This window comes from Salinicola endophyticus, assembly GCF_040536835.1.
Classification (GTDB): Bacteria; Pseudomonadota; Gammaproteobacteria; order Pseudomonadales; family Halomonadaceae; genus Salinicola; species Salinicola endophyticus_A.
In genome coordinates, this window is sequence record NZ_CP159578.1 from 2,937,373 (window position 1) to 2,958,137 (window position 20,765).

Annotated in this window: 21 protein-coding genes; 3 read left to right on the plus strand and 18 right to left on the minus strand. The window is 65.8% G+C overall.

The window, feature by feature from the left end:
* Positions 1–2 precede the first annotated feature (2 nt).
* Together ABV408_RS13195 and ABV408_RS13200 are read right to left on the minus strand one after the other, a co-directional pair.
* Positions 3–1,454: a hypothetical protein gene (locus ABV408_RS13195; protein ID WP_353979388.1), complete on the minus strand. Its 1,452-nt coding sequence runs from the start codon at positions 1,452–1,454 to the stop codon at positions 3–5.
* Positions 1,451–8,143, minus strand: coding sequence for an EF-hand domain-containing protein (locus ABV408_RS13200; RefSeq protein ID WP_353979389.1), 6,693 nt, complete (start codon positions 8,141–8,143; stop codon positions 1,451–1,453). Before ABV408_RS13200 ends, ABV408_RS13195 begins: the two co-directional genes overlap by 4 nt.
* A gap of 74 nt (positions 8,144–8,217) precedes the next feature.
* On the opposite strand from ABV408_RS13200, the gene ABV408_RS13205 reads away from it, so the two are divergent.
* The gene (locus ABV408_RS13205) at positions 8,218–8,571 is read left to right on the plus strand and encodes a hypothetical protein (protein ID WP_353979390.1); all 354 of its coding nucleotides are present in this window, start codon (positions 8,218–8,220) and stop codon (positions 8,569–8,571) included.
* A 12-nt stretch (positions 8,572–8,583) separates the two neighbouring features.
* Here the strand turns inward: ABV408_RS13205 and ABV408_RS13210 are convergent, their stop codons facing one another.
* The 13 genes from ABV408_RS13210 to ABV408_RS13270 all read right to left on the minus strand — a co-directional run bounded on the left by ABV408_RS13210 (position 8,584) and on the right by ABV408_RS13270 (position 18,706).
* On the minus strand, positions 8,584–8,916 hold the full coding sequence (locus tag ABV408_RS13210) for a DUF1799 domain-containing protein (protein ID WP_353982240.1): 333 nt from the start codon (positions 8,914–8,916) through the stop codon (positions 8,584–8,586).
* A 5-nt stretch (positions 8,917–8,921) separates the two neighbouring features.
* The gene (locus ABV408_RS13215; RefSeq protein WP_353979391.1) at positions 8,922–9,269 is read right to left on the minus strand and encodes a hypothetical protein; all 348 of its coding nucleotides are present in this window, start codon (positions 9,267–9,269) and stop codon (positions 8,922–8,924) included.
* Positions 9,270–9,371: 102 nt separating this feature from the next.
* The gene (locus tag ABV408_RS13220) at positions 9,372–10,331 is read right to left on the minus strand and encodes a phage tail tube protein (protein WP_353979392.1); all 960 of its coding nucleotides are present in this window, start codon (positions 10,329–10,331) and stop codon (positions 9,372–9,374) included.
* Positions 10,324–10,515 (minus strand): hypothetical protein, encoded by a 192-nt coding sequence (locus ABV408_RS13225; RefSeq protein ID WP_353979393.1) that lies wholly within the window; start codon positions 10,513–10,515, stop codon positions 10,324–10,326. The genes ABV408_RS13220 and ABV408_RS13225 overlap by 8 nt, the downstream gene beginning before the upstream one ends.
* 35 nt (positions 10,516–10,550) lie before the next feature.
* Complete coding sequence (locus ABV408_RS13230) at positions 10,551–10,976, minus strand: hypothetical protein (protein WP_353979394.1); 426 nt, start codon at positions 10,974–10,976, stop codon at positions 10,551–10,553.
* Entirely contained in the window at positions 10,973–11,572 is a 600-nt protein-coding gene (locus ABV408_RS13235) for a hypothetical protein (RefSeq protein ID WP_353979395.1), read from the minus strand. Before ABV408_RS13235 ends, ABV408_RS13230 begins: the two co-directional genes overlap by 4 nt.
* A gap of 4 nt (positions 11,573–11,576) precedes the next feature.
* The gene (locus ABV408_RS13240; RefSeq protein WP_353979396.1) at positions 11,577–11,888 is read right to left on the minus strand and encodes a hypothetical protein; all 312 of its coding nucleotides are present in this window, start codon (positions 11,886–11,888) and stop codon (positions 11,577–11,579) included.
* Positions 11,888–12,253 carry a capsid cement protein gene (locus ABV408_RS13245; RefSeq protein ID WP_353979397.1) on the minus strand — a complete coding sequence of 122 codons (366 nt, stop codon included), beginning with the start codon at positions 12,251–12,253 and terminating at the stop codon, positions 11,888–11,890. Before ABV408_RS13245 ends, ABV408_RS13240 begins: the two co-directional genes overlap by 1 nt.
* Before the next feature lie 100 nt (positions 12,254–12,353).
* Positions 12,354–14,504, minus strand: a complete 2,151-nt coding sequence (locus ABV408_RS13250) for a ClpP-like prohead protease/major capsid protein fusion protein (protein ID WP_353979398.1) — start codon at positions 14,502–14,504, stop codon at positions 12,354–12,356.
* Positions 14,401–15,999, minus strand: a complete 1,599-nt coding sequence (locus ABV408_RS13255; RefSeq protein WP_353979399.1) for a phage portal protein — start codon at positions 15,997–15,999, stop codon at positions 14,401–14,403. Before ABV408_RS13255 ends, ABV408_RS13250 begins: the two co-directional genes overlap by 104 nt.
* Positions 15,992–16,216 carry a hypothetical protein gene (locus ABV408_RS13260; RefSeq protein WP_353979400.1) on the minus strand — a complete coding sequence of 75 codons (225 nt, stop codon included), beginning with the start codon at positions 16,214–16,216 and terminating at the stop codon, positions 15,992–15,994. Before ABV408_RS13260 ends, ABV408_RS13255 begins: the two co-directional genes overlap by 8 nt.
* Complete coding sequence (locus ABV408_RS13265; RefSeq protein ID WP_353979401.1) at positions 16,207–18,183, minus strand: terminase gpA endonuclease subunit; 1,977 nt, start codon at positions 18,181–18,183, stop codon at positions 16,207–16,209. The genes ABV408_RS13260 and ABV408_RS13265 overlap by 10 nt, the downstream gene beginning before the upstream one ends.
* Positions 18,158–18,706 (minus strand): terminase small subunit, encoded by a 549-nt coding sequence (locus ABV408_RS13270; protein ID WP_353979402.1) that lies wholly within the window; start codon positions 18,704–18,706, stop codon positions 18,158–18,160. The genes ABV408_RS13265 and ABV408_RS13270 overlap by 26 nt, the downstream gene beginning before the upstream one ends.
* Before the next feature lie 192 nt (positions 18,707–18,898).
* Between ABV408_RS13270 and ABV408_RS13275 the strand changes: the two genes are divergently transcribed.
* Complete coding sequence (locus ABV408_RS13275; RefSeq protein ID WP_353979403.1) at positions 18,899–19,231, plus strand: hypothetical protein; 333 nt, start codon at positions 18,899–18,901, stop codon at positions 19,229–19,231.
* Positions 19,232–19,406: 175 nt separating this feature from the next.
* Positions 19,407–19,610 carry a hypothetical protein gene (locus ABV408_RS13280; protein WP_353979404.1) on the plus strand — a complete coding sequence of 68 codons (204 nt, stop codon included), beginning with the start codon at positions 19,407–19,409 and terminating at the stop codon, positions 19,608–19,610.
* Here ABV408_RS13280 and ABV408_RS13285 read toward each other — a convergent pair.
* The 3 genes from ABV408_RS13285 to ABV408_RS13295 are packed head-to-tail and all read right to left on the minus strand — an operon-like array spanning position 19,607 to position 20,762.
* The gene (locus ABV408_RS13285) at positions 19,607–20,071 is read right to left on the minus strand and encodes a 3TM-type holin (protein ID WP_353979405.1); all 465 of its coding nucleotides are present in this window, start codon (positions 20,069–20,071) and stop codon (positions 19,607–19,609) included. The genes ABV408_RS13280 and ABV408_RS13285 overlap by 4 nt on opposite strands.
* Positions 20,068–20,433, minus strand: coding sequence for a hypothetical protein (locus tag ABV408_RS13290; protein WP_353979406.1), 366 nt, complete (start codon positions 20,431–20,433; stop codon positions 20,068–20,070). Before ABV408_RS13290 ends, ABV408_RS13285 begins: the two co-directional genes overlap by 4 nt.
* The gene (locus ABV408_RS13295) at positions 20,430–20,762 is read right to left on the minus strand and encodes a phage holin family protein (RefSeq protein WP_285950902.1); all 333 of its coding nucleotides are present in this window, start codon (positions 20,760–20,762) and stop codon (positions 20,430–20,432) included. Before ABV408_RS13295 ends, ABV408_RS13290 begins: the two co-directional genes overlap by 4 nt.
* Between the last annotated feature and the right edge of the window lie 3 nt (positions 20,763–20,765).

Sequence of the window (20,765 nt, forward strand, 5' to 3'; positions counted from 1 at the left end):
GGTTATCCCCACAGGTCGATTTCGAGGGTGTTGCGCTGCGCATCCATGCGCGCGCCGGTGACCAGCAGCACCCGCCCAGCGGCATAGCCCAGTCGCGGGGTCACCACCTGCACGGCGCTGCCGACTGCGATCGGGCCTATCTCGCTGAGCGGGGCGGTAAGCGTGACGAGATCCCGCCGCACGCCGAGCAGTGCGACCAGGTCATCGGCCAGCGTCTGGGCGGCGGTGAGATCCGCCAGAAGGCTGTCGAGCGTGGTCGAGCCCGCCAGCGGGTGGCGTGTCAGCGTCTCGTCGCGGCGCGCGTTGGCCGCCCGGGTCTGCTGGGCAAGACGCGCCCGGCGGGCGTCGCTGACGCTGCCGGCCACATCGCGCTGCGTCGTCTCGATGCGGTCGGCGTTGATCGTCACCCGCCCCACCGGCAGCGAGTTATCCCCCGCCCCGGCGGCGCTGCGCTGAATGTCGACGATGGCGTGGTCGGGAATGGTGACGCCGTGCGCCTGTGGTGCCTCGAGACGGCGCAGGCGCAACACGCCATCGGCGTCGACGTTGAGATACCCACCCACCGACACCGCCAGCCGGTCGAGCAGGTCGAGGGTGTCGCTCGGCTCTGTCACGTAGAGCCGCACCGCGCCAAGGCCGTTGAGCGCCGACACGTCGACGGCGGCCACCGACCAGCCCCGCTCAGTCGCCAGGGTGGCGAACACGTCGCCGGCGTTGGGCGCCGCGGTGGTGGCGTCCAGCGTCACCGTGCCGGCAGGCGAGGCTCCCAGGCGTACATAGCCGCGGTAAGCGCGCCATTCTCCGGCCGCCGGGGCGGTGCCCTGCAGCGCCGCCAGCGAGTCGTAGGCGGCCCCCTGGGCCAGCGGCGCGCCGTTGTCATAGACCGCCGTCACCTCGCAGTCATCACGCGCGGACACCTGGTAGATCAGCCGGGCGCTGTTGACCAGTACCGGGGTGGCGTTGGCCACCTCACCGAACACCAGCGGCTTGGGCTGGCCGCCGATGTCGTCAGCCGTGCCCTCGAGCCCATCCGGCAGCACGTTGTCACCGGCATAGGTCGCTTGGGGGTGTGGCGTCTGCAGCGGCTCCAGCGGGCCGCGCAGCACCACCGAGACGCGATCGGACTCGAACGCCAGACGCGCCACCGTGCCGCTTACCACCGTGCGCCGGGCCGCCCCCGCGCCCTGGCTGATCACCGCGTGACGACCATCCACGGCGTAATCGACCAGCGCATCGAGCGCGCCGTCGACGTTGATCAGCGTGGTCTCGCCGTAGCTCGAGCGGTCACCGGCGATCAGTGAGCCCGCAAAAAGCCCGGCTCTGAATAGGCCGGGCTGATCGATGCGCGGATCAAAAGCGCGGTCGTCGGGGTCGTCATAGCGCCCCAGCGAGTAGCGCAGCGTCACCGCCTCGCCCCCAGGGTCGAGGGCGTCCATCTCCAGGGTCCAGGTCATGCGCGGGCCTTCTCCAGTCGTTTATCGGACTCCAGGCGCTCGAGCGAGCGGTTACCCTGCTCGGTCGCCGCGATCTGCCGGCGATGCCCCTCGGCGCTGACGCGCACCCCGGCCGCGGCGTGCTGCTCGAGACGGCTCAACAGCTCGGCGTTTTGCTGCATCAGCCGGTTGTTGTCACGCATCATCGCCGCCAGCCGCTCGTCGACGCCCGAAGCCGCCGGTGGCGGCATCACCACCGGCGGCAAAGCGCCATCGAGAAACGCGCGCACGGCCGGCGCCTCGGCGGCGGTGGCCACGAACTCGCCCTGGTGTAGCTCGGCGCGGTAGCCGTCGAACGGCACGTAGTCGAGCCCGTTGGCGTGGCTGCCGTCCAGCGCACTCAGCTCGCGCCGGAGATCGGCGATTTTGTCGACGTAGCTTTTGCGGTAGGCCAGGTCGCGGGCGATCTCGGCGGCGTACCAGAACGCCGGGTCGCCCTCCTTGGCCACCTTGGCGCGGAACACGTCATAGTCAGCCGTCAGATAGTTGCGGCTCTCCGCGATCGATAGCAGCCGCTCGAAACGCGCACTACCCACGTCAATGCCGGTCTCGCGCTCGGTGCGCGATTCCCAGGCATCGACCTGGCCATCGAAGCGCGTCACATTCGATTGCGCCTGTTTGATCTGCGTTTCCAGCGCGGCGCGCTTGGCTTCCTTGGCCCGGGCGTCCGCTACCTGCTGCTGCTCGGCCTGCAGCGCCGCGGCGCGCTCGCGCTCGATGCGCGCCATCTCCTCCTGAGCCACGCCCAAGGCGCCGATCGCATCGCGCAGCGACACCATGTTGCCGTTGAGATCTACGAACTGATCGGTTGTCCGCGTCATCTCGCTGGTCAGGCTGGTGAGCTTTTCCAGCTGCTCCAGCGAGCGCTGTTCGAGCGACCCGGTGTTGTCGCCCACGGCATCGGTCGCGCCCTTGATCGCCTCGAGCGCACTGATCTGGCCGTCACCGTCGGTATCGAGCTGCGTGAAGATCCGCTTCAACTGCGTGTCGCTGGCCAGCCCTTGGAAATACTTCCCGAACTCGCCGTAGTCGATCAGCCCATCCAGGCTGGTATCGATCCGATCGAACATCGGATTCAGGGCGCCGGCGATGCCGCGCGAGAGTCCGCCCAGCCGGGCGTTGGTCAGCTCCTGGGCGGTGAGCAGGCCATTGCCGTCGGCGTCCACCTGGGCGATCAGGCGGCGGATCTCCGAATCGGTAGCGATCGGCGACAGTGCCTTGCGCACCTGGTCGTCGGTCAGTGCCTTGTCGCCGTTGGCGCGCAGCTGGCTCATCAGCACGTTGGCCAATACCGAGTCGGTCGGCATGCCGCGGATGATCACGGATTCGAGACCCGACACCACTGCGTCGCCGTTGAGATCCAGCGCCCGCACCATGGCCACCAGCTGCGCATCGGTGGCCTTGCCGTTCATCACCAGCTTGAGCTGGTCACGGGTCAACACGCCGTCGATACCGCCGGCCAGCGCGTCGAAATACCCCGAGAGACGATCCGCGATCGACGACGGGTTGTCGCCGCGCAGCACCGCCGAGAGGTCATCGGTCAGGCTCGAGGTCTGCGCCAGTAGCGCCTGCTTGATCTCGTCGGCGATGTACTCCTCGGCCGACACCTGGTCGGGCAGCGAGCCGAGCGCGTCCAGCACGTCATCCCGGATCGACTGATAGCCGGTGCCGCTGCCGTAGTACCCCTGACCCGCATTCAGGTACTGGTCGGCATATTGGGTGATCGACTCCAGCGCCGAACGGTCGCCGTTCTGCGCCAGCACCAGCTGCCGCGCGAACTGGGCCTGGCTCTCCTGCAGGTCGGCCGCCGGCGCGCCGCCGGTAGCGTTCTGCTGGTCGATCCAGCGGCTGATATTGCCCAGGGTGCCCGCCAGCGCATCGCCGGCGCTGGCTAGCGCCTGCTGGTAGTCCGTCACCGCTTTCTGCGCGTCCTGGTGCGCGGCCTTCTCGTCCTGCAGCGCCCAGATACGCTCCTGAATCGGGCGCAGGCTTTCGTCGATCGACGCCAGCTCGCGCTGACGCTGCAGGGTCAGCGCGGCCTGATCGCGACCCAACAGCCCGAGCAGGTCGAGCTGCTGCTGGTAGGCTTGGTCGTTGAACTGCCCCAGCGCCTGGGCGGCGGCCGCTTTGGCGCTATCGACACGTCCCTGGGCCTCCCGTGCCAGCTCGTCAAACTGGGCGTTGATCTGCTCGGTCACCTGGTCGAGCTGTTCGAACGCCCCGACCAGCTGCAGCGCGGCAACGTAGGTTTTCTGGCCGCTCTCGGTCATCAGGTCGAGAGAGCGAATCAGCGTCTCGAGCCCGCCCTTGTCGGTCACGCTCTCACCGGTGGCGCGGTTGAACGCCTCGAGCTGTTCACCCACCGCGCGCAAGGCGTTGGCCCGGCGCTGCTCGTCGGTCAGGTAGGTGTCGGCGTAGCGCTGCTGCAGCGCCGAGAGGCTGTCTATGCCGCCGGCCAGGGTGGCCAGGGTGTTGCTTGCCGCCACCGCCCCATCGGCCAGGGCGTCGAAGTGCAGGCCGAGGAGATCGGTCGCGCTGGTGACTGCCTGATAGTTGGCCGCCGAGGTCTGGATATTGGCCATGATCTCGTCGAGCGAGGCTTTCGAGGTCGTGGCCACCTGCTCGGCGTAGTCCTGCACGACGCCGCCCAAGCCGTCGATCAGGTTACCCAACTGCAGGGCCTGGGCCAGCCGCGGCGCCAGCTGCTCGGCGTTGTCGGCGGTAATGTCGCCGACGCGCTCGATCAGGGCATCCCCCACGTCGCTAGAGCTGGCCAGCAACGCGCGCTTGATGACTACCATCCGGTCGCTGAGGATGTCCGCCAGCGGGTCGTTCTTGACCGAGGTGTAAAACCCGTTCATCGACTGGGTGACGGCGTCGATCTGATCGGCGTCCGCACCGCTGGCGATGATGTTGTCGAGCGCCTGCAGGGCGTCGAGGAAGTCGATCATGTCGGACGGTTCGAATTTCTGTTTCGACAGGAACCCGAACGAGCCGAATGCCGACTCCCGCCCACGGCCGAGATCGCCGTCGCGGTAGTACCCCGAGCTGTAGTAGGGCGTACCGCCGGTGCCATAGTCGCGGTCGGGCGTCTCGGCGAACTGCTGAAACGCTGCCTTGTACTTGCGCGAGCTGCCGAAAGCGGCATCGAGCATGCCGCCCAGGGCAGAGCCTGCGAACGAGCCGATAGGCCCGCCAAAATAGGTCCCGATGGCGCCGCCGGCGGTGGCCCCCCAGTTGCTGTTCGCTTGCTTGCCGAACACCGACGAGCCGACCGACGTACCCAACTGGCTGCCGACATAGCCGGCACCCATCGACGCCAGGCCATTCATGCCGCTGAAATTCTGCAGCGAGCCGCCGAACATGCCGCCGCCGGTGGCCACCTGGGAGCCGAAACCCTGGGTGTAGGCCGTAGCACCTGTGGGCGCCCCCGCCCACTGGATGCCGCCAAAGCCGCTACTGATCGAGTCGAACAGATTACGCCCGAGGCTGCCGAGGTCACCCAGCCCGCCGAGCCCACCACCACCCGCGCCGGCACCGCCGCCACCGATACCGCCGATGCCCAGGGCATTGCCCACGCTCGACGTGAAGCTGACGACGATTGGCTTGAGCGTGGCTTGATAAGCCAGCTCGGCCAGCAGCCGCTTGAAGCCGTCTATCAGCTGGCCGCTGAAATCGTCGAACGAGTCCAACCCCCCGGCAAATGCGTCGGCAAAGGTCTCGTCGATGCGCTCGGCGGCGTCTTCCCACGCCTTGGCCATCTCGTCGGCATAAGGTGAGGTCTGGCGCGCCAGCTCGCTCATCTCCTCGCGCACGGCGGCAACGGAACGCTGATACTCCTGCGGGCCGATCGCGTGGGCGCGATAGCGCGCATTGAGGTCGGCAAGATCCTGCTGGAGCTGGCGCGCCTTGAGCGCGCTGCTGTCGTATGCCTGGCGCAGCTCGAGCGTGCGTTGATAGTACGGGTCCGCCTCGCGATCCGCCTTGGCGTATTCCGCCGCCAGCTGCGCGGTGGCCGCGGTGATTTCCAGCTCGCTACGCCCGGCGGCGCGGGCGGCTTTCTGGACTCGGGCCAGCTCATCATGGAAGGCTCGCGCGCGGGCCGCCGCGGGGTCCATGCGATCGATGATGCCCTGTAACGGGTCGATGCTCTCGCGATACTGCTGCGTCAGCTCGGCCTGCGCCTGCGCCGCCTGCTCGGCGGTAATCTTGCCCTCGCGCTGCAGCAAGTTGAGCGCGTCCTGTTTTTTGGCGTAGGCGTCGGCCGCGGTGCCCAGCGGGTCGAACGACTCGCGCAGGCTGTCGTAGGTCTGCTGGGCGTCTTTGACTGATTTCGCCAGCGCCTTGGCCTCGTCGCTGGCCTTGCTGCCAAAGTTGGTGGTTTCGCGGATCGCGGCGGCGCGGGCTTCGATGGTGGCCAGGGCCTGCGCCACCAGGTCGTTAACATCGCCAGCGCCCTCGCCCACCACCAGCGCGGCCGACAGTGCTGTCGCGGAAAGGTCCGATTGCACACCCTGCAGCAACCCGGACAGCGTCTGTAGGTTGCCCAGCTGGGCCTGCACCATCGCCTCGGCTTCGGCAAACCGCTGGGCGCGAGCGAGCTGCACCGCTGCCTCGGTGGCGTCGCCCTGCTCGAGCGCGGTCTGGTAGCCCTTGAGCGCGTCGGCCTGCCCAGCGATGGCGCCAGACTGCTCGGCGTAGAGCCCGGTATAGCCGGCCTGATTGGCGGCATACGCCGCGGCCTCGGCCGCGGTCATGCCGAGGGTGTCGCGGGACGCCTGCAACTTGGCCAGGTAGTCGCCCCACTTCTCACCGCTGGACCCCAGGGCGCGCTCGACGGCGGCCAGGCCACCGACGGCGCTATGAGCGGCATCGGCGGCATTGCGCTGTGACTCGGCGACGGCGTCCATGCGGTCACCGTAGGCGGCCGCTTTCTCGCGCGAGGTGTCGTAGATGCCCGCCAGCTTGGCCCACTCGCGCAGCTTTTCCTGCGGCACGCCGAGCGCTTCGGCGTTGCGCGACATAACCTCGGTCAGGCTCTCACCGCGCGCCGCAGCTTCGTCGAGCTGGGCGATGAACTCGCGATAGGCCGCTTGTTGGTCGGCATCGACTCCACCCCACAGCGAGACGCCGCCGAAATCCTCGACCGCCTGCGCTTTGATCTTCTCCAGCGCGTCGGCGGCCTTGTCGGCCTGCTCCTGCTGCTTGTCGCCCCAGTTGGCCAGCGCCGCGGCCTGCTGGTCGCGGGAGAGCTGGCCGAACTTCGCAATCACGGTATCGAGCGGCGTTTCGAGCAGCGACAGCGACTCGCCCACGCCGTCGAGGCTATCCGAGAGATCGTCGCTGGAATCGCTCAGCATCACCGCCGCCGTGGCGCCGGCGATCAGCAGACCCGGCCAGCCGCCGAGCATGGCCAACGCACCACGGGCGACGGTGCCGACACCGCGCATCGCCACCGCATAGCGCGTCGCGGAAACGGTCGAGGCGTTCATTGCCGCTTCGTGCCGACGCTCGGCGGAGATCAGCTCACCATTGGCAGCCGCCAACTGGCGAATGGCCTTGGTGCGGTTGGTAGTGATACCCGTGGCGGTGGCCGTGGCCTGGGCGTTGGCCAGCGCCTGCTTGGCTGACGCCTGGCGCGATTGCGCCAGACGCAGCGCCTCGGCCGAGGCACGGCGCTCGGTCAAAATGGCGGTGTTCTGCGCCGCGGTCTGCTGCTTCTGGGCGTTCAGATAATCGCCCAGGCGATCACGCAAATTACCGAGCCCCACCAGGGCGCGCCCAGCGGCAACGGACGCCATTAGCTCGAGCGCTACTGTGCCCTTGCTAACGACACCCTCCATGCCGCCCAGGGTATCGAGTAGACCATTCACCGTATCGGCGGTGTGGTCGATCGCCGGGGATAGCTCTACCGCGACCGTCTGTGCCAGGCCGCGCCCGACCTCCTGCAGGTACTGCAGCGACTGCCCGGCAGAATCGAGGCGGTCGATGTCCTCCTGGGGCAGCTCGATACGCAGTTTGCGCGCCTGCTGGGCGTACTCGGTCAGCAGGCGCGAGTTATCCTCGAACAGCGGAATCAGGCGGCTGGCGTTGTCGGCGATCGACTCCAGAATGGTCACCTGCTGAGCCTTGGGCAGCCCGACCAGGCGTTCGCCGATAGCCTGAATCTGCTTATCCGGCGAGAGGTTGATGAGATCCTTGGCGGAGAGGTTGAGCGCCTTGAGGGCGTCCATCGCCTCGCCGCCGCCGTTGGCGAAGGCATCGCCGATCTTGTCGGCGGTGTCCTTGAAGATGTCGCCCATCTTCTCGCTGTCGATGCCCACCTGACGGCCGGCATAGCTCCAGCTCTGCAGCGTCTGCACGCTAACGCCCACGGCGCGCGCCAGATTGCTCTGCTCGCGCACCGCCGCCGCGGTCTGAGCCGTCATCGCCGCGATACCGGTGGCACTCAGCCCCACCGCTGCCGCCATCGCTGTCGCCTTGGAGCCGATCGACAACAGGCTTTCGCTGGTCGATTCCGACTGGCGCTCGGCCTGCTGCATCTCGCGCGTCAGCCGCTCGGTGGACTCGCGCGCGGCGTCGTTGGCCTTGACGGCACTACGGCTATCGCCGTCAATGACAAACTCGGTGCGGTAACGACGGGCTGCCATGCCGGGCACTCCTGAAAAACGGGCACAAAAAAGCCGCCCGAGAGGCGGCCATCTGTACGCAAGAGGATTATTCGATGGTGGTATTTCTGCTATTAGCGATCTTGATCGTGTTGCTGATCGCGACAGGGCTATGGCGCAACGTAATTGTGCTCATCGCTTCGGTAATCGGCGGCCTGGTCCTGCTGGCGCTTACCACATCTTACGGGTGGCAATTCTGGCTACCCGTTTTAGGCATATCTGTCGTGTGCCTTGCACTCGAGCTTTTCAGGCCGTTGGCCAGGCTGAAGCTCAGGCAAGAACGTATCAAAGATGCCGAGGATAAAGCGGCCAGAGAGAAGCAGGCCAAGCAAGCTGTCGTCGACAAGGCGGCACGCAAAGAGGCCGCCATCCGCGCGCAGGTCGAAGCGACCGAGCGAATCGGCAAGTAACGCTATAACGCCCTAACGCTGCCGCATGACTTCCAGCGCGCCGGCCTCGATGTGCTGCAACCGCTTGAGCGTCTGCCGGGTGTCCTCGACACCCAGCATCTGCATCACACTGGCCACGGCTGCACGGTCGAGCCCCTGGGCCACGGGCGCGCCGCCGAACGAGGGCAGATAAAGCCACTGCCCGGCGCACTGTAGGAAAACCTCAAGCGCATCCGCATGCTGGGGCCATACCTCGACTTCCCTGGGGGCCAGGTATTTCTCCGCGACCGTTATCCCCAGCTTGTCGAGGTCAGAGCGAAAGTCGCTCTTGCCGCCACCCGCACCACTCGCCCACGCCCGGCCCAGGGCGCTTAGTTTTTTGCCTCAGCCTCCGGCAGGCCCAGCTGCACCTCGCTCCAGGCGCGCATCAGTCGATTGAGCGCGTAGCTGTCCTGAAACACCGCATCGATCAGCTCAGGGGTACTCTCCAACTCCTTGCCGTTGGCATCGTCGATGCCGGACACGCTCAGCACGTCTTCGCGCACCACCGCGATCTGGTCGAAATTCTTCGGCTTGGCGTTGCGCGCCTTCTCCAGCGCGTCCTGATCATCGCGCGAGCGCAAACGAATCTCCGCCGTGAACTCCTGCGCGTCGTGGCCCGGCTTCTGAATCTTGATGGTTTTGGTCACGCTCGGCGTACCCAGTACGAATCTGGCCATGGTCATTCCTTGTGGCGTTGGGGGTAGAGTCCAGAAACGACGACGCCCGCAAGGTGCGGGCGTGTCGTCGTCATGGCGTGACAGTGTCACGCTATTGATTGGTTACTTGGCGTAGATCACCAGCTCATCGTCGCCGGCGTTGGGCAGGCAGCGGCCGTCCATCTGGTAATGCATGATATTGTCGCTGTCCTGCTCGCTGAGCCCGCTGAACTGGGTCTTGGGCGCACGCACGCCGACGATGTTGCCGGGCTCGGTGCCATGCTCGAACGCCATGGCGCCGGTAGTCACCGTCTTGTGCGATTCGTTCATCTCGAACACATCGAAATCGCCGATTCGCGGAGCCTCGAAATTCGTCTGTACGGTCGCGCGCTTATCGGTGATATGCACGCCTTCATAGCCCACCAGGTTGCGGTAGGTCACCGTATTGCCGAAATCGAACGACAGCGACTGCAGTCTGAAATCAACCCCGCGAATCTGGAATTTCCGCGTGTTCTGGTAGTTGACGGGGATTTCGTCGGCCTGGTTGATCGGCTCGGCGGTGATCGGCGCGATCGCTTCGGGGCGCCGATAGAGCCCGGTGAACGAAAACGAGATCGTCGGCAAGCTGCCCGTCTGGAAAGAGCCGGTTACCTGGCCGCGAGTGCCGGGCAAACACTGCATCTCCCCGTCTTGGATGTAATAGAGCGTGATCGAGTCAGACTCGCCGCTTACCGGCTCCCAGCGCACTTCGCCGGCTTCCAGGTCTTGCACCTCGACACGCTTGCAGGCACGCATCAGCAGGCCATACGAGGGCGCCACCACGGCGGATTCGGTCGGCGGAACGCCGCTACCCGAGGCGGGCACGGTAACCTCGACCGTGGCATAGGGGCCGGTGTTGATCTGCTCGAAGTTGCGCAGCTCCTCGGTGCGGCGCTCACGGTCGACCGTGTTGCCGGCGTAGGCGGTGCGGCTCTGCTGCGTCACGAGGATCATCGTGCACTCCTCGATCGGCACCGCTTCGCCCAGATTGGTCTCGACACCAACGAAAATAGCGCCGACGCGCTGCAGGATGGGTTCACTCATCGTCTTTCACCTGGGTGGCCTGGGTGGATTTCGCCAGCGCCTTGGTGGGGCTGGGCGCGGGTACTGTCGCGCGGCTGGGGTGCTCGGCGTGCGAGCCGTATTTGCGCGAGACGGTGGGTGCCGATACCTGCTCGACACGACCGCCCTTGCTGCGACGCTGAACGCCGCCCTTGCGGGTCGCCATGGGGTTACCTCCTGGGGTTGCTGGGGTGTGGCCGGTTAAACGGTTACCGTCCGCGAGGCGGGTCGATAGATCGTGTCGACGCTCCAGAATTCGAGCCAGAGCCGGTAGCCGCCCACGATCTTGTCGACCTTGCCGCCCTTGTAGGCCATCAGCGCGCCGTGGGGCACGGGCTGCCAGCCAAACAGCGCATCGCGGATCGCCTTGCGCTGCTGCCGGAAATCCTCGCCGACCCGCGACACCAGCCAGACGCCGTAGATCTGGCTAACTGACTGACGCCGCCCCATGGCGTCCGGCTCGTCGTTGGCGCCGTCCTCGGCGTAGTAGACGCGGGCGCACGGGGTCGTGTCGCGGAAACTCTCCAGCGGGTCGGTGGTGTCCGCCTCCTCGACGCTCACCAGGTCAGGGCACTGCTCACGCAGCCGCGCGATAAGCGCGTCGGTGAGATCGGTATCGTCATTCATGATTGACTCAGCAGGTAATCGAGCCGGTCGCTGAACTGCTGGGGCAGCTCTCGCCGCACCATCTCCTGGGTGTCGGCGATCAGCTGTGGGTGGGCGACCATGCCCGGGATAGAGGGGCCGAACTGCATATGCGGCTCGGATCGGTTATCGCTGTAGCTCGCGCGACGCAACACGTGGCCCTTGGCGTACCAGCCGCCTGACTGCCGCCCGGCCCGCCCGACCAGCTGGGCGCCTTTGTCGCGCCGTACGCGCACCGTGACGCCCTTGCGGCGGGTGCGGTACGTACGCCCGTTGATACTGGTTGCATTGACGCGCACGATCTTGGCACGCGGCGAGAAGCGCTCTAGCGGCAGGCGCCGCCCGGTATAGAGGATCGTTCGCGAAGCCGCGCGGCGCGCCCAGTCGAGGCGAATCGCGCGTTTCACGTCTGAGGTCTTGATGTTGTAAGTCTGCCGGATCTCTTTCGAGATCATCGTGGCCGCCTTCTTCTGCATGGCGTCTAGCGACCACTGCATCGCCTTCTCGATCTTCCAGCTCTGCTCACCGAACTGGTGGCGCATCTTCTGCCGCTGCTGGATGTCGTACTTGTAGCGCATGGCGTCAATTCACCTCGATACGCCGAAAATCGCCGTCGTCGGTGACGATGTGCACGTAGTACCAGCGACCCTCGGGGGTCTCGATCACGTCGCCCTGCCCGCTATCGGGCACCGCCGATACCGGGATCTCGACGATGGTCGTGATTCGCCCAATGCCGCTCGCGGGGTCGTCATACACCAGCGCATCGCGCTCGAGCGTGTAGGACACGCTTTCGATGGTCTCGCCATTGGCGCGTCGGTAGGTGGCCAGGCCATCCGCCAGCGCGGTGGCCATGACGCGGTTAGCCCGCGCCATGGCCCTGGCAAAGCGGCTCATTACGCGCCGCCGGTGCCAGCATCCAGCTCGGCCTGGGTGGCGGCCATGCCCTGCACGATCAGCACGGTGGCCGTACCCGCCGGGTCACTGGTCAGCACGCCGATCGGGGCTGTGGCCGAGGCGGTGCCGGCGGCAACCATCTCGCCCTCCAGCATCGCGACCCGGGCGCCCAGGGCCAGGGCGTCATCGCAGGGAATGCCACCCCACTCGCCGCCAGTGACGCCGACGAAATCCTCGCCTTCGGCGGCGTTGTCGAGCGGCACCAGCACCAGGCTGCCAATCACCACCGGCAGGCCGGCAATAACACCGCCGGCGGGTGCCGGCAGCGTGACCGTCTGGCCGTCGCCGTTGTAGTTCTTCGCCATATCGTTCACTCCATCGTGGGTTGTCTGTCTCGAAAGACGCCCACAAAAAAACCGCCGGCGGCGGTCATTGGTGGGCGCTATGGGTTGCCGCGGGCGGCGATCAGTTGCCGGTCAGCTTGACCATGGTGCGATAGCTCAGCGGCGCGACGCCGGCATCCATGCGGACCTTGAACACCGCACCATCGACGGTGAAGCCCTGCTGCTGCTCGAGATAGGGCGTGTCGTTGCCGTCCAGATAGGCGACCTCGACCGTGTCGAACTGGTTGGGGTCGGCCACCATGTAGGTCGTCGTCTTGCTCTGCTGATCCAGGCGCGCATCGGCGATCACCTCGGTCAGGCCGCGCACCGGGTTGGGCACGCGAGCCTCGGCCAACTGCGGATCGAACTCGGCGGCGTAGAGCGCCTTGGCGGTCGACTCCAGTGCCAGCGGCGTCAGGTGGTACTTCGGCCGGATGTTGAGGACCGCATCGCCCTCTTTCTGCGAGCCCATCAGGGTCTTCGCCTGATCGATACGCGCGATCGAAAGCGCGCCCGCCGAGAGCTGGTTGTTACGATTGGCGCCGAACAACGCCTTGCCGTCCGCCATGAGCGCATTGGCGCCGAGCACCGCGTAGACCAGGTCGCCCACGGTGCGGATTGCCGCGCGCCCCATCATGCGCGGGATACGATCCAGTACCGAGAGGTCATCATTGATGATCGCCTGCCGCGTGATGCTCAGCAGCTCGCCGTAGGTGGCCAGCGCGATGCGCTCCTTGCGATCGCCGACGCTGGCGTATTTGTACTCGGCGCCCTCCTGCACCTTGCGCAGCGACGGGAAGGTGGTCAGGTCCACGCGGTCCATCGGGCGGAAATCGGGCAGCGTGCCGGTGGCGGTCCAGCGCTGGAACGTCTCCTCGGCCTCCTCGTGCCCCTTGAGCATCTGGCGGCGCGCCACGTCCGCGAGCAGGTCGCCGAAATCGCTGCTGGTGTGGGTGAAGGCCGCGCCGACGATCGCCATCGGGTGGCCGCCCAGGCTGGCGATGCCGACGCCGCGATCGGCGAGAGAGGCGCGTGCCAGCTCCTTCAGCGACATGCCGACGTAGCCGTTATCTTTCTCCAGCGTCTCGAGACGAACCCGCGATGCCACCACGTTGCGGATGCTGTCACCGACGAGGTTGCCATTGCCGGCGTAGGCGCCGTGGTCGGTGCGCGCCGGCGCGGTGGGCTCGGTGTTGGCGCCGAGCTTGGCCAGAAGCTTGTCACGCGCCATCTCGGCGCTGGCGTTCATGTCATCCAGCAGCGTATCGCGCAGGTCGTTGTGCTGCGGGAACGCCTGGAACACCGCGCGCACCGATTCGCGGCGGGCGCGCTCCTGCTCCTGCCACTGCTGCTGGCCCGCCTGCGGGGTCGGGGCCTGTGACGGCGCCCCACCCTGCGGCTGACCACCCGCCGGTGCGCCGCCTTGAGGCTGGCCGCCATCGCCCTGGCCACCGCCAGACGGTGCGCCGCCCGTCGGTGCCGCCGGGGGCTGGGTGGATTGGGCACGCGGCCCCATGAGCTTCGTCATTGCGTCGGGCATGTGCTCGAACTCCTGCAGTCGTTTCGATTTGAGCGATGCCGCCATGGCCAGCGGCTCCACCAGTTGGTCGGCGAAGCCGTGCTCCACCGCTTCGGGACCGGACAGCCAGGTTTCAGCCGCGAGCCAGCTGCGGACTTCATCCTCGGTCTTCCCGGTCTTCTTCGTGTACGCCGTCAGCAGCGTGGTCTCGACCTTGTCGAGCAGCTCCGCGTAACGGCGCATGTCGTCGGAATTGCCGCCCTGAATGCCCCACGGCTTGTGGATCATGATCATGGCGTTCTCGGGGATGTAGACCGTATCCCCCGCCATGGCGACGACCGAGGCCATCGACGCCGCCAGGCCGTCGATATAGACGTTGATCGTGGCCGGATGGCTGGCGAGCAGGTTGTAGATCGCCATGCCCTCGAACACGTCACCGCCGGGGCTGTGGATGTGCAGGTTCATCGTCTGCACGTCGCCCAGCGCCTTCAGCTCCTGGGCGAACTGCTTGGCGGTGACGCCCCAGGCGCCGATCTCGTCATAGATGGCGATCTCGGCCACGCCCTGGGCGATGGCGCGAATCATGAACCAGGTCTGGTTGCCCACCTGCTCAATCGCGGTTTCCGCCTTGGCCATCGGCCGGCTGGCGAAGTTGCCGATTACGCGCGCGAGCGCTGTCGCCGTTACCGGCGGGGTTACCGTTGGGGTCTGCACCGTTCTTGCCTCCGTAGAATTCGTGATAGGCGTCGGAGCTGAACACCAGCCCCTTCTCGCGGTTTTCCGCGATCTCGTCCTCGCGGCTCTGCTTCAGCTCCTGCGGGTTACGCCCACGCGCCCGCGCCACTTCGCTCTCGTCGGCGAAGCCCGCCGCGACCAGCTGCTCCCAGGCGTCCGCCTCGCGGCCGGGGTCGATCCACGGCATGACAGGGCCGAGATAGAACGCGTTGTAGAGCGTGCGGCGGTCGAGATTCGGCGGCAGCTGAATGCGCCCGATGATCACTGCCATGTCGAGCCAGCTGCGGTAGACCCGGCGCGACCACTGATCGCGGAACTGGCCCTGCAGCAGGTCGTAGCCCAGCTGCGCTTCGATCAGCTCCTGGCGCTGAGCGCTGTAGGTGCCGTTGTAATCGCGGTTGGCCGTCGAGTAGCCCATGCGCGTGCCGGCGGCGGCCGCGCGGATCATCGCCCCGCGGAACCCGTCGAGTAGCGCGCTGGGGCGGTTCGACTGGATCGTGCCCACATCCTCGCCGGGCATGAGTCCGTCGAAGACCATCCCCGGCGCGATCTGGAAGGCGCGTTGCCCGGGCGGTAGCGCAGCGCCGGCACCCTGGTCTGTCTTGCCTGAGTTGACGGCGTAGTCGTGCGGCTCGCCCTTCTTGATGTACATCGTCATCGCCGCGGCGATGCGAGCTGCGACGCGCTCGCTCTCCTCGTAGTCCTTGAGGTCCGCCAGCCGCTGTAGCACCGCATGCAGGATCGAGATGCCCCGCGACTGCTGGAGACGCTTGCGATGCGCGAGGTGGATCATGCTATCGGCAGGCACGCGCTTGGTGGCCATGGCGAAGTTGGTCAGGCTGCCCGGGTGCTGCTTGTAGACGTGGTACGCCTTGACCCGGCGCCAGGCATTGCGCTCGATGCCCGCCGCGATCTTCTGGGCAGGGTCATTGAAGTGCAGCGGCAGGTAGTCTGCCTCCAGACACTCCAAGGCGTAGGGCACATCCGTCAGGTGGTCGTAGAGTGGCACCCGGCCGCGAAGCTCCTGCGCCAGCACCTCGCCGTCGCGCAGCCAGCTACGCACCACGAGCCGCTCCATCTCCGGCCGGGTCATCTCTCCGGTGGTCTCGGGCCGTAGAGACCACGCCGCCCACTCCGCCTTGATCGCCTTCGACAGCTCTCGCAGGCGTTGCCCGTTGGTGTCGAGCGGTATGGGCTCGATACCCATGCCGTCAGCGCCGACCACTCGCTCCTCGAGCCGGTCGAAAATGCCGGTGACCAGGTCGTGGTTTTCATCCAGCCAGCGCGCCTGCTCGCGCAGCGAACGGCCGCCGATCTGTGCCGTCAGGTCGCCGCTCAGCGTCGACCCCTTGGCTTTCTGGGTGCGCGATGGCTTCGCCGCTTCGTAGGCGCTCAGGATCTGGCGCGCACCGGCGCGGCGGGCGCCCCACTGCGGCGCCAGGGCATTGATTACGCTATCGAGAGGGTTACCCATCGCCGAACCTCGCCAGACTGTAGACGCCGCCACCGCGGCCCTTGAGCTGCTGCAGGCGGCGCTCCCATTCACGCCGGCCGTCGCGGATAGCGGGCAGGTCGACCATGGTGAGCGTGCGCCCCTCCTTGGTGATCGACCGCCCCATGAGCACGGCTTCCTCGGCCTCGTAGTAGAAATCGACCATCGCCTGAGCGCGCTGGACTGGCGTCATAGCCATGAACCTCCTGGGGTTTGTAGCCAGCCGCTGCCCGGCGCACTCGGTGACGGCGTCTCGGGCGGCGCGGGTGGCGTGTCTTCGTCTTCCTGGGGCAGCACAGCGGCAGCGGCGTCGAGATCGAAGCCGAAACGCTCCTGCGAGATGCGCAGCGCCGCGAGCGCCAGCACCGCGCAGTCGAGACCCTCGTTGCGCCGGCCGCCGGCGTCCCATCGGTAGACGGCGCGGCCGTTGACGATCTTGCGCACCTTCACCTCGGCGACGATCTGCTTGACCTCGTCGCTGTCGCAGATGCTGTCGTCGAGCGGCAGGTGAATGCAGCCCGGCGTCGGCTCGCCAGTCCCCGGCGGGATCTGCAGGCGATTGAAGATCAGCTCCTTGGCGTTGTCGGTGCCGATCTCGGTGAGGTAGACGCCCTTGCTGTTGCGCTTGCGCGGGAAGTTCTGGATGGGCTTGCCGTAGACGTTGGCACCCCTGGTGGGCACTACCCACTGCACGCCGTGACGCTTGGAGGCCTTGTAGACCTCATCGGTGTAGTGGCCGCCGGAGTCCCAGCACCAGCGCGCCACGGTCATGCGCTGGCCGTCGTCGCGTTCGTAGACCTTGACCAGCCGCTCGCCCACCTTGCGCAGCAGCTCGGCACCCGCGGGGTCGCCGTAGAGAATCCAGCGATCGACCAGCCAGGACTCCTCGTCCGCGCCGTAGGCGTAAACGCGACCCTCGTAGCGGTCATCCTGGGTGTCGATGCCACCGAACAGACCGACGGCGCCGTCGGGCACCCGCGGGAACTTCTCGCGGCGGTTGTAAAGGATCTCCCACTCGAGCTTTTGGCCAGCCGTGGCGTCCCAGGTCTCGCCCAGCGTCGTGTTGACGAAGGTCTTGAGCTTGGTGGCGTCGCCCTTGGCGTTGAGAAAGTCGATGACGATCTGCTCCCAGGTCGTCAGCGGGCTGTAGGCCGTCCAGATGTAGAACGAGACCGCGCGCGGCGTGGGCGCCGGCTCGCCATCGGCGTCGAACCAGTCCATGCCGTCACGCGTCCAGAGGCCAGACACTTCGCATATCCAGCGCCCCTGGCCGATATGAAATTCGCCTGACTCGTCGTGCAGCTCGTGCTGGCGAATCACACAGCCATTGTGCTCGCACTGATAGAACGCGCTCTCCGGCTTGCCTGCGTCCCACTTGATGCCGTATGTCGACTCCTTGTCGCCCCACTTGAGCACCTGCTCCTCGCCGCAATGGGGGCACGGTACGTGCATACGCAGCCGCACCGGTGCCTCGGCGGCGGCCTGCTCCATCATGCATTGGCCGGCGATCTTGAGCGTCGAACCGCGGATCGACTTGCGAAAGGTGGCGCCCTCCAGGCGCTTGTCGCCGAGCGTGGTCGGCGTGCCCTCTTTCTCGATATCGCTGTCGAAGCCTGCGAGCTCGTCGTAGATCACGGTGTCGGCCGAGATCTCGCGATAGTTGCGGGCCGCCTTACCACCGTGGCAGATGAGCTGCTTGCCGTTGGCGAACACCTTGGCCGAGATGGTGTTGTCTCGATGCTTCTTGCCGAACCACGGCGCCAGGGCCTTCACCTCTCCCACGTCGCGGATCATCGTCTCGACGTGGGTTTTCATGAAGCGGTCGCGGTCGTCGTCCGTCGGCGAAAACGTCAGCGTGTTGCGCTTCTTGTGCTCGATGAAGTAGCCGATCGCGGCCAGCAGCATCTTGGTGTAACCGAGGCGGGCAGACTTCGCGACGTTGACCACGTTGATGAGGTCGTTGGTCATCGCGTTGAGGATGGCCAACTGGAACGGCAGGGTTTGCCATTTACCCTCGTGGTAGCTCGATTCGGACGAGAGGTAGAAATGCTCGTCGGCCCACTCCACGCCGGTCATCGGCGGCGGCTTGTACAGCGCCGCCAGACCCGCGCGTATGCACCGTGCCAGCTCCTTGAGCTGCTCAGGTGTTGGCGTCGATGTAGTCATCCAAGAGTTCCGGCAGGCGTTGATCGAGCCCCGCCGCCAGATTCCGCGCCTTGCTCAACTCTCGCGCGAGGGTGTCAAGGTGGCGCACCTCCAGGTCGGGGTGCTTGCGCCTCATGGTCGCGCCGAGTGTGTCGAGGATCGTGGCGATCTCCGCACTCGTTCGCGACAAGGCAAAAGTCGCGAAGCCGGCCGGGATCATCTCCTTGGCGGCGACTGCGTTTTTCTGCTCCTGTCCGATTCGCTGGGCGGCGATGAGACCCTTGCGCTCGACATCGAGCTTGTACTCGATCAGCGGGTCGATCTCTTCGGATTCGGTTGGTGTCGGTTGGTGTTTCTGCGCTTGGTGCTCGAGGCGTTTTTCGAGCACCGCGGCACAGTCGAAATAGACCGATCGCCCAACACGCGCCACCGGCTCAACACCCCATTTATCAAAGGCTTGCGTAGAGATGCGCAGGCTCTTGGCCATATCGGTCTTGTTGAGCCAGCCAGGGTGGAGCTGGGCGGTGTTATCGGTCTTCGACAAAACAACAACCTCGGCTCAGGAAAAAGTCGTAAGTAGCCAAATTCCGCGATGCTCTGCCCCCGTACTTGGGGGGAGGGGGTGGGGAGGACCCATTCGAAAAAATGCACCGGGTTGGTGCGTGCCAGGGCGACGCCAGGCAGAGGCGCGGGCTATGCTGTCCGCCACACACCAACCAGTCAGGTCGCCAAGCCCATGGATAATCGACACGACGTCAGCGCCGCACTCAAGCAGCTGAGTGCCGAAATCGACTCACTCATGCATGCCATTGAGCAAGAGAGCACCAGCGACAAGCGGCAGCTCCAAGAGCGCTATGCATCGCTCAAGCAGCGCGTCAGCCAAGCCGCCAAAGTCGGCACGGTGTCTGGCTTACCTGGCAACCAGACCGAGAGCGAGGCGGTGATCTACCAACCCACACTGAAGAGCATGGACAATCACCTGAGCGCTAGAACCAATGGGAACTTGGAGGAGATTCACCGAAGCCTGTACGACGCCAGAGATGACATAGAAAACGAGCTTGCTAACTAGGCGAATCAGTGTGGCGCTCAGTCGTAGTGTGACGGCAGCCAGGGGCACGGCAGGGTTAGCGGGAGCTACTAGGCGCCAGTGTCTCTTATTGGAGACACACAAGCAGGCTTAAAAATCGATCATGATATAATCTCTGTGTCAAGAGATTTGCTCTTGTTCACATAAGGATCAAACCATGATTGCTCGTTTCGAACTCAACACCGGCACGACTATTGCCACACTCAACGTCGCGCACCTCCCAAAACCCAAGGAAACAATTTCTCTCGACCGTAAGCGCTACAAAGTCATTCAAGTGATCTCTGCAATTGACGGCGTGGATAACTCGGTAGTAGTGCTGAGAGATCCAAAGGCGCCACGTAAAACTCCCATGGTGGTTTAACGGTTAGCATCAATCTCACTCGCCAGACGACCCGACCTGGCCTGCTCCCTCGCCACCTGGCCTTGCTGCCAGGTGGCGAGGCCGCGCTCGGCAGTCTGCCCGGCGATGTAGCCACCAACCCCCAGTGTCATGAGATCCCACAGGGACTGAGGTAACGGTAGCGTCAGCCCAACGCCGAACATCGCACCGAGATACGGTGCAACGAGATAGTTGTTGGCCACGATCGCGACGATCACCAGCATCAGCAGCGGGCGCCAGTTTCGCTGCAGCCAGCTCTCGCCATTGGCTTCAGCCATCACCACCTGCATGCGGGCGTCCAGGCTCTTGGAACGCTCGGTGATAAGCTGGCGCGTCAGCTCGGCCTTGAGGCGGGCCGCCTCATCCTTGTCAGTCACAGCCTTATCGACGATGTCGAGCACCGGGCTGATCACCGCACCTAGCGCCTTATCGATGATGCTCATCGCGTCTTCTCCGTCTTAAGCTGCAGCTGGCCGGTCCAGCCCTCATCCGTCGTCATCGCGGTGGTCGCATTGCAGGCTTCGAGCCGCGCATCCGCGGCACCGAGCTGATAGCGCACACCACGCAGCTCTGCCCACGCGGCGTTGCGCTCTGCCTCGAACTGGCCGGCCTTGGCCTGCTCTTGCGTCAGGGCGTACCAGAGCCCATACGCCACTGCGCGCTCGCTGGCCTGCTGCTCGACCACACGCCGATCAGCGGCACCCACCTGCATCTGAGACGACACCGCCCAGGCGAAGCACAAGGCCGCGACCAGCAGGTGCGACCGACTATCTCTGCTGAGCGACTGCCACCACCGCTTGATCATTTCCGCCTCAGTGCCGACGCAACGTCGGCGATGTTGTCCAGCAGCCGATCGACACGCTTCTCGAAGCCGTGCACGCCGATGTAGCCCAGGAAAGCCGCGAAGAAACGGCCGGTATCGGCCTCGAATCCCCAATGCTGAATGAACGGCAGCGAGGTCCAGGCCAGGAAGCCGACCATCAACGTCTCGATCCAGCGCTTCGGCTTGCGCAGCCCGCCGGACGTCAGCACGCGCAAAGACGACATGAATATCGCGCAAAGCGCCGCAGACTGGGCAGGCTCTCGGGCGAACGCGGAAACCGTCAGCCAGAGCTCAGTGATTTGGTCCGGCATCTC

Excerpts from the sequence above, each read along its gene's own strand:
- ABV408_RS13195 (WP_353979388.1), bottom strand. The coding sequence starts at position 1,454 with ATGACCTGGACCCTGGAGATGGACGCCCTCGACCCTGGGGGCGAGGCG.
- ABV408_RS13200 (WP_353979389.1), bottom strand. The coding sequence starts at position 8,143 with ATGGCAGCCCGTCGTTACCGCACCGAGTTTGTCATTGACGGCGATAGC.
- ABV408_RS13205 (WP_353979390.1), top strand. The coding sequence starts at position 8,218 with ATGGTGGTATTTCTGCTATTAGCGATCTTGATCGTGTTGCTGATCGCG.
- ABV408_RS13215 (WP_353979391.1), bottom strand. The coding sequence starts at position 9,269 with ATGGCCAGATTCGTACTGGGTACGCCGAGCGTGACCAAAACCATCAAG.
- ABV408_RS13220 (WP_353979392.1), bottom strand. The coding sequence starts at position 10,331 with ATGAGTGAACCCATCCTGCAGCGCGTCGGCGCTATTTTCGTTGGTGTC.
- ABV408_RS13225 (WP_353979393.1), bottom strand. The coding sequence starts at position 10,515 with ATGGCGACCCGCAAGGGCGGCGTTCAGCGTCGCAGCAAGGGCGGTCGT.
- ABV408_RS13230 (WP_353979394.1), bottom strand. The coding sequence starts at position 10,976 with ATGAATGACGATACCGATCTCACCGACGCGCTTATCGCGCGGCTGCGT.
- ABV408_RS13235 (WP_353979395.1), bottom strand. The coding sequence starts at position 11,572 with ATGCGCTACAAGTACGACATCCAGCAGCGGCAGAAGATGCGCCACCAG.
- ABV408_RS13240 (WP_353979396.1), bottom strand. The coding sequence starts at position 11,888 with ATGAGCCGCTTTGCCAGGGCCATGGCGCGGGCTAACCGCGTCATGGCC.
- ABV408_RS13245 (WP_353979397.1), bottom strand. The coding sequence starts at position 12,253 with ATGGCGAAGAACTACAACGGCGACGGCCAGACGGTCACGCTGCCGGCA.
- ABV408_RS13255 (WP_353979399.1), bottom strand. The coding sequence starts at position 15,999 with ATGGGTAACCCTCTCGATAGCGTAATCAATGCCCTGGCGCCGCAGTGG.
- ABV408_RS13260 (WP_353979400.1), bottom strand. The coding sequence starts at position 16,216 with ATGGCTATGACGCCAGTCCAGCGCGCTCAGGCGATGGTCGATTTCTAC.
- ABV408_RS13265 (WP_353979401.1), bottom strand. The coding sequence starts at position 18,183 with ATGACTACATCGACGCCAACACCTGAGCAGCTCAAGGAGCTGGCACGG.
- ABV408_RS13275 (WP_353979403.1), top strand. The coding sequence starts at position 18,899 with ATGGATAATCGACACGACGTCAGCGCCGCACTCAAGCAGCTGAGTGCC.
- ABV408_RS13280 (WP_353979404.1), top strand. The coding sequence starts at position 19,407 with ATGATTGCTCGTTTCGAACTCAACACCGGCACGACTATTGCCACACTC.
- ABV408_RS13285 (WP_353979405.1), bottom strand. The coding sequence starts at position 20,071 with ATGAGCATCATCGATAAGGCGCTAGGTGCGGTGATCAGCCCGGTGCTC.
- ABV408_RS13290 (WP_353979406.1), bottom strand. The coding sequence starts at position 20,433 with ATGATCAAGCGGTGGTGGCAGTCGCTCAGCAGAGATAGTCGGTCGCAC.
- ABV408_RS13295 (WP_285950902.1), bottom strand. The coding sequence starts at position 20,762 with ATGCCGGACCAAATCACTGAGCTCTGGCTGACGGTTTCCGCGTTCGCC.